11 protein-coding genes are annotated in these 13,134 nt (G+C 57.1%); 3 read left to right on the forward strand and 8 right to left on the reverse strand.

What is annotated here, in order from left to right; translation table 11 throughout:
• Positions 1-19: 19 nt before the first annotated feature.
• The gene (locus tag AC2TF6_RS16875; protein WP_491307747.1) at positions 20-1,894 is read left to right on the forward strand and encodes an ABC transporter substrate-binding protein; all 1,875 of its coding nucleotides are present in this window, start codon (positions 20-22) and stop codon (positions 1,892-1,894) included.
• Positions 1,895-1,955: 61 nt separating this feature from the next.
• On the opposite strand, the gene AC2TF6_RS16880 is transcribed toward AC2TF6_RS16875, so the two are convergent.
• On the reverse strand, positions 1,956-2,660 hold the full coding sequence (locus AC2TF6_RS16880; protein WP_491307748.1) for a SanA/YdcF family protein: 705 nt from the start codon (positions 2,658-2,660) through the stop codon (positions 1,956-1,958).
• 300 nt (positions 2,661-2,960) lie between these two features.
• On the opposite strand from AC2TF6_RS16880, the gene AC2TF6_RS16885 reads away from it, so the two are divergent.
• On the forward strand, positions 2,961-4,103 hold the full coding sequence (locus AC2TF6_RS16885) for a GNAT family N-acetyltransferase (protein ID WP_491307749.1): 1,143 nt from the start codon (positions 2,961-2,963) through the stop codon (positions 4,101-4,103).
• A gap of 230 nt (positions 4,104-4,333) precedes the next feature.
• Here AC2TF6_RS16885 and AC2TF6_RS16890 read toward each other — a convergent pair whose 3' ends face one another.
• Positions 4,334-5,746, reverse strand: coding sequence for a class II fumarate hydratase (locus tag AC2TF6_RS16890; RefSeq protein WP_491307750.1), 1,413 nt, complete (start codon positions 5,744-5,746; stop codon positions 4,334-4,336).
• Between the two features lie 479 nt (positions 5,747-6,225).
• Here AC2TF6_RS16890 and AC2TF6_RS16895 point away from each other — a divergent pair, with 479 nt between their 5' ends.
• Complete coding sequence (locus AC2TF6_RS16895) at positions 6,226-7,692, forward strand: NAD-dependent succinate-semialdehyde dehydrogenase (RefSeq protein ID WP_491307751.1); 1,467 nt, start codon at positions 6,226-6,228, stop codon at positions 7,690-7,692.
• A 124-nt stretch (positions 7,693-7,816) separates the two neighbouring features.
• Here AC2TF6_RS16895 and AC2TF6_RS16900 read toward each other — a convergent pair whose 3' ends face one another.
• The 6 genes from AC2TF6_RS16900 to AC2TF6_RS16925 form a co-directional block, all read right to left on the reverse strand.
• Positions 7,817-8,308, reverse strand: a complete 492-nt coding sequence (locus tag AC2TF6_RS16900) for a hypothetical protein (RefSeq protein WP_491307752.1) — start codon at positions 8,306-8,308, stop codon at positions 7,817-7,819.
• A 121-nt stretch (positions 8,309-8,429) separates the two neighbouring features.
• Positions 8,430-9,383, reverse strand: a complete 954-nt coding sequence (locus AC2TF6_RS16905) for an alpha/beta fold hydrolase (protein ID WP_491307753.1) — start codon at positions 9,381-9,383, stop codon at positions 8,430-8,432.
• A gap of 38 nt (positions 9,384-9,421) precedes the next feature.
• Positions 9,422-10,729 carry an NCS2 family permease gene (locus AC2TF6_RS16910; protein ID WP_491307754.1) on the reverse strand — a complete coding sequence of 436 codons (1,308 nt, stop codon included), beginning with the start codon at positions 10,727-10,729 and terminating at the stop codon, positions 9,422-9,424.
• Between the two features lie 223 nt (positions 10,730-10,952).
• Entirely contained in the window at positions 10,953-11,174 is a 222-nt protein-coding gene (locus AC2TF6_RS16915) for a YezD family protein (protein WP_491307755.1), read from the reverse strand.
• 25 nt (positions 11,175-11,199) lie between these two features.
• Positions 11,200-12,033 (reverse strand): alpha/beta hydrolase family protein, encoded by an 834-nt coding sequence (locus tag AC2TF6_RS16920; protein WP_009672569.1) that lies wholly within the window; start codon positions 12,031-12,033, stop codon positions 11,200-11,202.
• A gap of 42 nt (positions 12,034-12,075) precedes the next feature.
• Positions 12,076-13,131: a sulfate/molybdate ABC transporter ATP-binding protein gene (locus AC2TF6_RS16925; protein ID WP_491307756.1), complete on the reverse strand. Its 1,056-nt coding sequence runs from the start codon at positions 13,129-13,131 to the stop codon at positions 12,076-12,078.
• Positions 13,132-13,134 lie beyond the last annotated feature (3 nt).

Consider the following 13,134-nt stretch of genomic DNA (forward strand, 5'->3'; position numbering starts at 1 on the left):
ATGTAAAGGCGGGATCGGGATGCAGATTACCCATCATTATCTCGAATTGTGCCGAGCGTACAGCGCGGTGCCGCAAGGGCTTCCCGTCTCCCTCACCCTGGAGGAACTGGCCGAACGGCTCCACTGCACGGTGCGCAACGTCAAACTCGTGATCCGCAAAATGTCCGAAGCCGGCTGGATCACCTGGGTTCCCGGCCGCGGCCGAGGGAACAAATCCGAGCTCCACTTCCATTATACCCTGGAAGAAATGCTGATGAAGCAAACGGCCGAATTTGCCGAGAAAGAACAGTATCAACACGCTTTCGAATGGATACACCAGTATGCGGATACGCCTTTAATGAAAGAACAGCTTCTCCAGCATGTCTCCCGCTATTTCGGATACAAGGCGAAAGACACGGAGCAGGACGCCGACGTGCTGAGGCTGCCCATTAACAAAACCTACCGGACGTTCGACCCGGCCGCCCTGCTCTTTGCCAATGATGTCCATTTAAGCCGGCAGTTATTCGATACCATCGTTCGGTATGACAGAGCCGCAGGCGACTTCGTGCCGAGTCTCGCCCATCACTGGGAATCGGATGAAACGTGCACGATCTGGACGTTCTACCTGCGCAAAGGCGTGCTCTTTCACCACGGCCGGGAACTGGAAGCGGCCGATGCCGCATACTCCATCCGCAGGCTGCTGAGTCCCGAGGTGTTCTCGCCCCAGCGCTGGATGCTTGAAGATGTCCGGCAGATCCGCGTTCTGAGCCGGATGGCCATCCAGTTCGTGCTGGACAAACCGCACGTGCTTTTCCCGCACTGTCTGACCTCGCCGGCTGCGGCGGTTCTGCCCCGGGAACTTTGCGAAGCGGACCCCGCGGTCTACTTCACTTGCCCCGTCGGTACCGGTCCTTTCCGGCTGGAGATCCGACCCGGCTACGGGTATCTGCTGCACGCCAACGAACGCTACTACCTGGGACGCCCGTTCCTGGATGTCGTCGAGCACATTCTGCTCCGCGATACACCGGAACTGGTGGTGATGACGGACGCCTGCAATATGGTCCAGCGCGCCCCTTATGCGCCCGGCTCCAAGCCCCAGCATGACTGGCAGGCGGTAGAATGCATTTCCTCGGGATGTGCGCTTCTTTCGTTCAACCGCCGCAAGGAAGGCCCCTTGCAGGATGCCGGACTCCGCCGATACGTGCGTTCCGTCATTCAAGCTTGCGCGATGGTCGAAGAATTGGGAGAGAGCCGCGCCATTGCGGCCGCGAGCTTTTTGCCCGATAAAAGCCTGCAGATAGGCTCTAACCCGTACCTGGAGGAGAAGGAGAAAGAAAGCGCCGGTATTCCGTTCTCCTCCGCCTACGCCGGAACTGAACTGACCCTCCACTGCAAAGATTCATACAAAACGTACGAAGACATCGACTGGATCGTAAACCGCTGCCTCAAAGCCGGACTCCACATCAAGGTGGTGCTCCATGAGCGGGATGAATTCCTCACACCCGATGTCATGGATGAGGCCGATCTCGTTCTGTATGAAGTCGTATTGGACGAAAGCGAGACGCTCTCTTTGCTGGAGCTGTTCATGCAGGAGGAAGGGTCGATCCGGCGCATGTTCGACGATCCGCTGCGCGCGGAGCTGAGCCGGAGAGTGGGCAAACTGCTTGCCGAACCCGATCCCCGCAAGCGGCTGGACCTTTTCGATAAGCTGGAATCCCTTCTCACGGAAGACAGCGCGATCCATTTCCTCTATCACCGGAGAATGCAGACCACTTACCACAAAAGCGTACGCGGGCTAAGACTGAACGCCTTCGGCCATATCGATTACCGTCACATCTGGTTCGAGCCGCAAGATCCGCTTGCCGGACATACAGCCTCGATGGACACAAGCCCCACGTTCAGGACGATTCACTGAAAAAAGCGCCCTCAAGAGGCGCTTTTTCTGTTGGTGCCGATATCTGTGCCTCACCGTATTCTCAGGCATTGGGCCGCCATACCGGCTCCTCGATCAGCCAGGAATCTTTGGTTGCCCGGCCGTCACCGGTGATGGGAATCACTTCCCCCAAGTAAGTCGGCTGCGGTTTGAAGAACCGGATCAAAGCGAAATCTTTGCTTCGCGCCGCCATTTCGCGGGCCTTGAATTTCGCCATGCCCCGGTATTCCTGGCGATCTGCCGCCACACCGTACGCTTCAACGCCGAGTCCCTCCGCATCATACAGCGCCCGCGCCAGATGATAATCTTGAGTGACGACGATCGCTTTGCGGATCTGAAAAATAGCCTTGGCCCGGTACATGGACTCATACGTATTAAAACCGGCATGATCCATAAAAATGCGCTCTTCGGCAATCCCTCGCTCAAGCAGAAAATTTTTCATCGCCCCTACTTCGTTATAGCCGAGTGTTCCATGATCGCCGGACACGAGGATTTTGTCCGCCTTTCCGCTCTCATACAGCTCCGCGGCCGTGATCATCCGGTCCTTTAACATATCCGAAAGCCGCCCGTCCGGATGGACTTTTGCTCCAAGCACGATAATCGCTTCGGCAGAAGGCGCCTGTTCCGCGCTTATTTTACGGGCCGCCCCTTCTTTTCTCACTTCGTAATCCGAGGTAAACAACCAAATCCCGCCTGCAATCACAGCAGCTCCAAGGCCGTATGCCAGCCCTCTCCAGCGCAGTTTCATCCCCAGCTCTCCCCGTACCATAATCTTGCCTAAATTCCGATCCGACTTTAATGAAATGAAGAGGATACCGAGGTTATTATACCTTAATTTTCCTTTTTTTCGCTATACAATAAAAAGAGGGTTCCTTCTTATCCGGCGTTAAAGCCTCACAAGCTGAACGCGGCGTCTCGACAGCCAAGTCCGCTTCTTAGCGGCCGGTTAGAAATTATGACTAATTTGTAAATTTTACCTGCCTTTACGGCCGGGCATTTTCTATAATAGAGAAAACCGTTAAAAACGGCGGAAAGGATGAATATTTACATGAACATCCGGCTTGTCAACCAGGAAGAGATGCGGGAGGCCGCCGATTTGGCGGATTCGATTTTCCGGGATTCCGAGCAGATTTCGATGGCGGAAGGTTTCCCGTTCCTCTTCTCCGCTCTACATTCCCAATCCGTAGGAGCTTTCGAAAACGGGCGGCTCGTCGCCTTCATGGGCCTGCTCCCGTCTGTCATCCGCATCGGTGCCGCACGGCTTGCCGTCTACTCGCTGGGCTCCGTGTGCACGCACCCGGAAAGCCGCGGAAAAGGCATCGCCGGCGAACTGTTCGCCGCCGCCCGCGGGCAGGTGGCGCGTTCGGGCGGCTCCCTGCTGCTCGTCTCCGGCGGCCGCTCCCTCTACACCCGCGCAGGCTGCCGGCCGTTCGGCTCCCTCCGCCGCTATGCGCTGGGCGGCGGTGCTGCCCTGCAGACGGACGAGTCCGAAGGGGGCTACCGATTGCGGCCGTACGAGCGGGGCGACCTGCCGGCCATGAGCAGACTGGCCGCCGCCCGCCGCTCGGCTTTCGAGCAGAGCCCGTGGGATCTCGGCAGCCTGATCGACGCGCGTGCTTACGCCAGCTGCCTGAAGCTGCGGCACGAGACGTGGATCGCCGAGAAGGACGGTGAGCTCGCGGCCTTTATCGTCGCGGCCGTGCCGGATCCGGCCGTGACGTCCACGAGGTTTCCCCGGCTGATCGAGTGGGCCGGGGCACCCGATGCGGCCGCCCGGCTCCTCGCCGGTCTTACCGCCCAGCTGGAGCTGGCCGAGTTTCAGGCGGCGATCCCGTTTTATGAAACGGGACTGCACGAAGCCCTGCGAAGTTTCCCATCGGAAGAAAGCCGGAATGAAGGCACCCTTCTCGTGACGGACGCGCAGCTTCTTCTGAAACAGCTCCGTCCCTACCTGGACGAACAGAGCGGGAGCAGGCTCGGTGAGCGGCTAGGCGTAGGCGAAACCGGAGAAGGCGGCGTACGGCTGACGCTACGCGGACTGCCGGATCTTCTCCTGAGCGTGGACGACTGGATGGAGCTGCTGTTCAATCCGGACGCCGCTGTCGAGATTGCGCCTGCCCAGTGGCAGGAAGAGCTTCGGTCCGTCTTCCCGCTCCCTTTCCCGTATACGGCAGGGCTAAACTACATTTAAAGCTGTACGGTACGACGGCTTACAAGAAGTACGCTTCACGCCGCTAAAAACCGTTTGAACCGCACGGGATGAAGACGGAAACCGGCGGCCAAGGAACACAAACGATTTCCCTCGCCCCGTTCCCTATTTATTTCATAGAAAAAATCCCGGCTCGCGCAGGATCCTGCGTGCAAGAGCCGGGATTTTTTTTCGGCCAACCTGTCTGAATTCCCAAGCGGGCGGCTTCCGTTTTATTCGGAAAGACTGTTCTGGACAATCCGCTCCCACTCGTCCTCGGTTAGAATCCCCTTCTCGACGACAAGCTGACGAAGCGGCTTCTGCGTTTTCAGCGACTCCTTCGCAATCTCAGCCGCTTTATCGTAGCCGATAACCGGATTCAGCATCGTCACCAGGGACAAGCTGCGGTCCATCCAGTAGCGGCACTGCTCCTCGTCGGCTTCAATTCCTTTCACGCAGCGTTTGCAGAACGCTTCCGCCGCGGTGCTCAAAATGTGCGCCGATTGCAAAACATTGTGGGCGATGACCGGCATCATGACGTTGATTTCAAGCTGGCTGCCTATCATCGCCGTCTGGACGGCCGTGTCGTTGCCGATGACCTGGCAGCAGACCATATACAGCATCTCCGGCAGAACCGGGTTAACCTTGCCCGGCATAATGGAAGAGCCGGGCTGCACGGCAGGCAGCCGGATTTCGGCAAGGCCCGTCTGCGGGCCGGAATTAAGCAGGCGGATATCGCTGGACAGCTTGATCAGATGCACAGCCAAATCCCGGAGAAGCCCGCTTACGCGCAGAGCCGCCGACGGGTTCTGCATAAAGGCGAACCGGCTCGGAGCCTGCCGGTAAGGCGTGCCCGTGCGGCGGCCGATCTCCGCCACCATCCTGGCGGCATATTCGGGATGGGTGTTCACTCCCGTGCCGACGGCATTGCCGCCGATGCCCAGCTCCAGGAGGCCGTCCGCGGCCTGCTCCAGCTGTTTTCGCATCTGACCGATCGTGGCCGCGTAACCTTCGAACTCCTGTCCCAGGCGGAGCGGAACCGCGTCCTGCAAATGGGTGCGGCCCGATTTTACGACCGAATGGAACTCCCTCGACTTGTTCATGAGTTCGCCGATCAGCTTATCCAGCGCGGGCAGGAGCTTCCGCTCCACGGATTCGTGCACCGAAATGCAAATGGCCGTCGGAATCGTATCGTTGGTCGACTGGCTTTTGTTCACATGATCATTGGGATGGATCTTGTCCTTGCGGTCGCGTTCCAGTCCCAGTTTCTCAAGCGCAGCATTGGCGATCACCTCGTTGGCGTTCATGTTTTGCGACGTTCCGGCCCCGGCTTGAAAAGCGTCGACGACAAACTGGCTGTCCCAGCGCCCTTCGATCACTTCGTCCGCCGCCGCCAGGATGGCATCTGCGATATCGCCGTCCAGTTCGCCCAGTTCTTTATGTACGGCAGCGGCCGACGCTTTAATAATGCCCTGGGCTTTAATAAACTCCCTCGGCAGTCGGTATCCGCTGATCGGGAAATTCATCACCGCGCGCTGAGTCTGGGCTCCGTAATAGGCATCGGCCGGGAGCTGAACCTGACCCAGAGAATCGCCAGCGGTGCGCCGCTTCGTATTTTTCTCCATGGATGGTTGTTGTTCTGTCATGATCTCACCCTTCCTTCCGTTCAATCTTATTCGGTCTCTCGTGACAAAAGCGTGTTGACAGTTCCGATAAATCCCCGCTTATTTGCTCTTAGTCCTGCCGGATGCCTTACCGATTTGCGGTAAAAGCCTCCTTTCATAGATACCCGTTTTAGCTGACGCTGATACCCGTAATATGGAAAGGATCGGCCGCTGTTGATAAACTCCCCTAATCATTCTCGGGATGAAGAGGCATTTTCCACGGGCTGTCTCTCTGCCGCAAACCCGCCAAAGCACTGAAAAAAAAGCCGCAGGAGGTCTGGTGTGCGATCGGCTTTGGGAAGGGGTATAATAAATTAAGGAGACCGGTTAGCGAAAAGCTTTACGGGCTCCGCCTGCTTTCATTTGCCCGGCATTCACTCCATGTGCCGCTTTTCAGAAAGGCGATTTTGCGCCTTTTTTACTGTGCAAGCTTTTTTCGTAACAAAAAGGAGGAGATCTTCATGACTACGACAACTTCCGGCAGCGCTTCCGAACGCTGGTTGAATTACGTGAACGGCCAATGGATCGAAGCGGACAACGGTAAGACGATTTCGGTCGTTAACCCTTCCACTCTGAGCGAGATTGCGACCGTACCGGATTCGGGAGAAGCCGAAACGAAGGCCGCTATCGAAGCGGCTCATACCGCTTTTCAATCCTGGAGCACTTTATCCGCTTACGAGCGTTCCGATATGCTGATGCGCTGGTACCACCTGCTGATGCGGCATCAGGAAGACCTGGCCAGAACGATGACAGCCGAACAGGGCAAGCCGTTATCCGAAGCCAAAGGCGAAATCGCCTACGCGGCCAGCTTCATATCCTGGTATGCCGAGGAAGCCAAGCGGCTTTACGGGGACATCATCCCGGCAACCAGCTCGGGCAAGCGGATGTTTGTCCTTCGTCAGCCCGTCGGTGTCGTGGCCGCGATCACGCCTTGGAATTTCCCCGCCGCCATGATTACGCGCAAGGTAGGTCCGGCGCTCGCGGCAGGCTGCACCTGCATCGTCAAGCCCGCGGAGCAGACGCCGTTAACGGCGCTGTACATGGCCAAGCTGGCCGAAGAAGCCGGAATACCCGCCGGGGTACTCAACATCGTGACCGGAGAAGCCTCCGTGATCGGCGATACGCTGTTTGCGGACTCTCGGGTGGCGAAAGTGACCTTCACCGGATCGACGGAGGTCGGCAAGCACATCATGCGCGCTTCCGCCGATACGATGAAGAAAATATCGCTGGAGCTGGGCGGTCACGCCCCGGTGATCGTGCTGGACGATGCCGACGTAGAGCTGGCCGCCGAGCAGACCTTGCTGTCGAAGTTCCGCAATGCCGGACAAACCTGCGTATGCGCCAACCGGATTTACGTCCAGAAGGGCATCCGCGCAGCGTTCGAGAACCTGTTGGCGGACAAAATCCGGGCCCTGAAGGTCGGCGACGGCATGGACCCCGACTCCGCAATCGGTCCCGTCATTGACGAAGACGGCCTGAACAAGATTCAGAAGCACGTGTCGGATGCCGTGGAACGCGGAGCAACCGTCATTACGGGCGGCAGCCGGAAAGAAGTGCCTGAGCGTGCCGGCTACTTTTTCGAGCCGACTCTGCTTACGGGCGTAAATAGCTCTATGCTGATCATGAAGGAAGAAACATTCGGACCTGTTGCGCCGATCGTGGAATTTACCGATCCGGACGATGCCGTCCGGCAGGCGAACGATTCTCCTTTCGGGCTCGCGTCCTACGTGTTCACTTCCAACATCAATCACGCCATCCGCCTCGCCGAACGGCTCCAGTACGGCATCGTCGGCGTAAACGACGGCCTGCCTTCTTCCGCCCAAGCCCCGTTCGGAGGCATGAAGGAAAGCGGCCTCGGCCGGGAAGGCGGCAAATACGGAATCGAGGAGTACGTGGAGATCAAATACATCTCGCTCGGCCTTTACTGACCCTAAGGCGAAAAACAACGGCCTTCCGTTAAAAAATAAAACGTCCTGCAGCGACCCCGAACTCTCACCGGTCAACTGCAGGACGTTTTTTCATATCTGCTTTCCCGCTACATGCTTCCCCATCTCACACCGCGGAAATCTTCCCTCTTCCCGTGTCCGCCGTCTGAGGGCCGTCCGGCTTCTCTTCGAAATACCGGACGATCTGCTCCTTCAGGATGGCAAAATCTCGCTCCTTGCAGGACAGCCGGACAGGGTCCATCGCGCCCGCTACGATAATATCGATCACGGGGCCGTTTCCTTCCGCGACCTCGTACGTGATCAGCCGGCTGCGCTCGTAAAATTTCGTCCCGGCCTTCAGCCCCTCCGCGCCCAAATAAAAACGTTTAAGCCATTCCAGATAGAACACAAAGCCGGAAAATGCGGCAAACCACAAACTCAGCTTACCGAAGATCCAAAAAAGAATAATCGTACCGGCGGCAAAAATCCAGAATTCGAGAAGATACATCGGTCCCTTAGCCACCACAACGCCTACCTTCTTAAAAGCCTGCCGGGCTTGATAAGTCTTCCACGCAACGAAGCCCAACAAAAGCAGACCAACCACCGTGCCGGTAACCATTATGAAGATCACATCCCTGATTAGATGATTCCATAATACCTTTTTTTGGTATTTTTGTTAAGCTCTGATTATACGGCCGACAACTAAAAAAACAGACCGCTTTCGCGGTCCGGTCTGCTCCTCAGGATGTAGCGGGTTCTTTAATCAGGCCCCGGGAAGTATCGAGCCAGCTTATCACGTCTTCCATCACTTCTTCGCGGTTCACTTCGTTCAAAATCTCGTGACGTTTGTTCTCATACAGCTTGCAGTCCACCTGCTCCAGCCCCAGTTTATCGTACAAGGCCGCAAGACGTCTCACGCCCTTGCCCTGCCCGCCGACGGGATCTTTATCACCGGCCAGAAGCAGGACCGGAAGGTGCTTCGGAATGCTCCGCATATGACGTTTCAGATGAATATCGGACAGATGGATAAAAAAGTCTTTAAAAAATCCCGCTGTGCAGATGTACCCGCAAAGCGGATCTTTCACGAATTTATCGACCTCCGCCTCGTCCGTGCTGAGCCAGTCGAATTCCGTCCGGTTCGGGCGGAAAGGCCGGTTAAAGCTGCCGAGCGCCGTGTGGCTCAGGAACTTGCTGCGGGCGCGGTCACCGCTGCGGGAAACGAGCATTTTCGCCAGCAGAATGCCCGCTTTCAAAATCGCGCCCTTCGGTCCGTTCGTCCCGAGAAGGGCCACGCCTTCATAAAGCTGCGGAGCCCGGTACATGACTTTCTGGGAAAGGAACGATCCCATGCTGTGCCCGATCAGATACAGAGGCAGCCCGCCCTGTTCCTCGTGTATCCGTCTGCCCAGATCGATCATATCGTCCGTCATCCCCGCGAACCCGTCCGGCCCCGGGTATCCCAAGTCGTTCTTGTGGGCGGCCGTTTTTCCGTGCCCCCTGTGGTCACTGGCGTAGACGATATAACCGCGGGCCGTGAGCTTCTCCGCAAACCGCTTGTAGCGCAGCGCGTGTTCCGCCATGCCGTGCGCGATCTGTACGACGCCTCGAAGGGGAGTGCCCCGTTCCGGCTCCCACCGGTAAACAAAGACAGGCATCTCCGTCTCTTCGTTTAAATGAAAATGTGTTTCCTTCATCCGATCACCCTTGTTTTTCGGTTTGAGCGGGACGGGGATCAGCCGTGGAAAAATCCGATCTGCACAATAAACAGCGCAGCGAACACGTAAAGCACAGGATGGATTTCCTTGAACCGTCCCCGGGCCGCCTTCAGCACAATGTAAAAAATAAACCCGATTCCGATGCTCGTCGATACACTGTACGTCAGCGGCATCGTAACAAGAACGAGAAAAGCCGGGAAAGATTCTTCGAAATCTTTCCAGTCGATATGCAGCAGATCGGTAATCATATAATACCCGACCACAATCAGCGCGGGCGCCGTGACCGATGGCAGGTTAGCCAGCGTTTCCGCCACGGGAGCCAAAAACGACGTGGCGGCCAGCAGCGCGCAGGTGACGACCGCCGTTAAGCCCGTCCGGCCCCCTGCGGCTATTCCCGAGCCCGACTCGATCAGCGTCGTAACCGGGCTTGTCCCCATTACGGCACCGGCCGTAACGCCGGCAGCGTTCGCCATCAGCGCGCTTCGGGAACGGGGAAAAACGCCGTTTTTCATGAGTCCCGCCTGCTCCGCCAGACTGACCAATGTTCCGGTCGTATCGAACACCGAGATCAGCAGAAACGTAAACGTAACGGCAAACAGTCCCTGCTCGAATACGCCTTTCACGTCCATCTGCATTAACGTCCCCGTCATCGTTCCGGGCCAGGCGAACCAGTGATCCGGTAAAATCAGCAGCCCCATCAGCCAGCCGATCGCGGCCGTCAGCAGCATTCCGATAAAAAGCGCCGCACGGACGCGGTATGACATCAAGACCAGTGTGAGCACAAGTCCGATAACGGACAGCAGAGCCGCCGGCTCGTGCAGACTTCCGATTGTGACGAGCGTATCCGGTGAAGCGACGATCAGCTTCGCGTTTTGCAGCCCTACAAAACAAATAAACAATCCCGTGCCGGCTGTAATCGCATATTTTAACGAGGCCGGAATGGATTCGATCAACAACCGGCCGTGCCGGCTGAGTGAAATCAGCATAAATAGAAGTCCGGCCAAAAATACGGAGCCCAGCGCGACCTGCCAGGATACCCCCGCTCCCTGGACGACGCCGAAGGCAAAGAACGCATTGATGCCCATGCCTGGAGCTATGACGATCGGGTAGTTGCCCGCCAGTGCGATAATGAGCGTCGAAAATATAGTCGTCAGGATCGTTGCGATGAAAACCGCATGAAAATCCATGCCCGATGCGCTTAAAATGCCGGGATTCACGATCACTACGAACGCCATCGTCATAAACGTCGTACATCCCGCCAGCACTTCCGTCCCGATCGTCGTCTGGCGTTCTTTTAATTTAAACCATGCTTCTGCCTTGTCCAATCAATTCCAGTCCTTTCCTTGCCGCTAATCAAGAATTGTATCATGGATTGAGATAGACTTCACGCTGAATTTATTTCGTGCCTTGAATGGCCGCACCTTTTCCGATCCCTATATCTAACATTATTTCCCATACAGGTTCGTTTCAAGCCATTTCGACGAAAAAGACCCGCTATCCTCATGGATAACAGGTCTTCATTAAGTACAGGATTCAGGAAAAAGGAGGCTATCCCCGGCCTTCGCTCGCTTTGCGCTCGATATGCAGCTTGGCTTCGGCGCCGACCGCGCTCCGCTTCGTTTCATTGTCGAAACGTTTCCGTTCCGTCCGCTCGATTTGAGCGACCCGGCCGTCATGAATAATGATTTGAACGGTTCCGTACTCCAATCCGTTAATGCTTTGAATGATCCGGTCAATCCAGACTTCATTCAGTTCAACAGGTTTGGCCATAATTCTCATCCTCTCTACCCTCGATTCAAATCATCCAATCGTACCATTCTTTTTTACGCTTCTGCAGGTCTACCAGCCAAGCGGACGTTTTGCCTATTAAAGTAAAGGTGGCGTCCCGGTTCGAGAACGTATGGTCGGCCTGGAAGATGAGTTCCAGATCGCAGCGTCCATCCGCCCGGAGCCAAAACATTTTTTGATAAAGCGGGGCGTAATCTACTGGTATGTCTTCGTCCGCCGTGCCGTGTGCGATGAGAACATCTCCCCCGAATTTGCGCAGCTGCTCGAACGGTTGATGCTTGGAGAGAGAGTCGAAAAAAGCCGGGGTAAGCAGGTACCCCTGATAGTCGATGCCTTTGTCCGGCTCCAGCTGGCGATAAGCTTCCTTGCCTACAATTCGTACAATGTCATTGTGCGGGTGGGCTACGGCCGACCACATCACCAGGGTCCGCACGCGGTGGTCGGAAGCGGCCGTAAGCAGGGCGACCGCACCGCCCAGGCTGTGGCCCAGCAGCGTCACGCTGCCGGGATCCACGCAGTCCAGGCTGAGCGCGTAATCCAGCACCCGGCGGGTCTGGGCGATCATCGGATCGAGTCCTCCCGCTCCGTAATCGCCGGTGCTTTCGCCGCAGCCGCCGTAATCGAAGCGGAGCACCATGTAGCCCTGGCTGCTCAAAGCCCGCGCCGTCTTGACGAACAGCCGGTCGACGCCGATCCGGTTGCCGATAAAGCCGTGGCAGATAATGACAACCGGCCATTTGCCCGCGCCTCCTCGGCAGTCGGCGCCCTCCCCGTCCGTCGGATAGTGCAGCGTTGCTGCCAGTTCCAAATCCCCGCTCGGGATTGTGATGTGATGTTCCATAGCCCTAGTCCTTTCTGCAAGTGCGCTTCTGTGAGGTCCGGATCAGATATGAACCGGCATGGGATCGTTTTTTAAGGCATTTTCAACGGTTCTTGTCTGATTGCCGTCGAAGATGTACAGCCGGTGGACCAGAACATGGACATGGTCCCCCGCTTCCAACTGGGGCAATTCCAGCGAACGGTAACCAACCAGTCGGTAAGGTCCGCTCTCCACTTCGACCTGCCAGTTTGATCCGCGGAAATAGGTGCTTCTGACAACGGCCTCCGCCGCTGCCGTCTGGCGGCTGATTTCGCCGGGCAGCCCGATCTCCACGAATTCGGGCCGGACGATAGCGGACGCGTCGCCCGCATCGGCGAACCCGATCAGGGAGCCGGCTTCCTCAAGCGGTGAAGATTCGCCGATAAAGGAAGCGACGAACGGAGTCAGCGGTTCGCGGTAAATGTCGATCGGCGAGCCTTTCTGCTCGATCCGGCCTTTGTTGACGATCATGATTTCGTCGGCTACCTCGACCGCTTCTTCCTGGTCGTGGGTGACGAAGATCGTCGTGATGCCGACCCGGGAAATCATTTCCCGCAGCCAGCTGCGCAGCTCCTTGCGGACTTTCGCGTCAATGGCCGCGAACGGTTCATCCAGCAGGAGCAGCTGGGGCTCGGGAGCGAGCGCCCGGGCGAAAGCCACCCGCTGGCGCTGTCCGCCGGAAAGCTGATGCGGCAGCCGCTTCTCAAGCCCCGCCAGACCGGTCAGCTGCAGCAGCTCATGGACGCGGGTGCGGATCTCCGCTTTGCCGCGCTTCTGCACCTGGAGGCCGAAAGCGATGTTGTCGTACACGGACATGTGCTTGAACAGCGCATAGTTCTGGAAAACAAACCCGATATGGCGTTCCTGCGGCATAAGGGCATTCACCTTTTCGCCGTGGAACAGGATCTCTCCCGAATCAGGCGATTCCAGTCCCGCTAGCATCCGGAGTATCGTCGTTTTGCCTCCGCCGCTCGGGCCCAGAAGGCCAATCAGCTTGCCCTGCTCAATGTCGAACGAAATATTTTTGGCGGCTTCGTAGGAGCCGAATGACTTGTGAATTCCTCTTACACTGATGTGCATGGG

The sequence above is a fragment of the Paenibacillus sp. JNUCC 35 genome, from assembly GCF_058269095.1.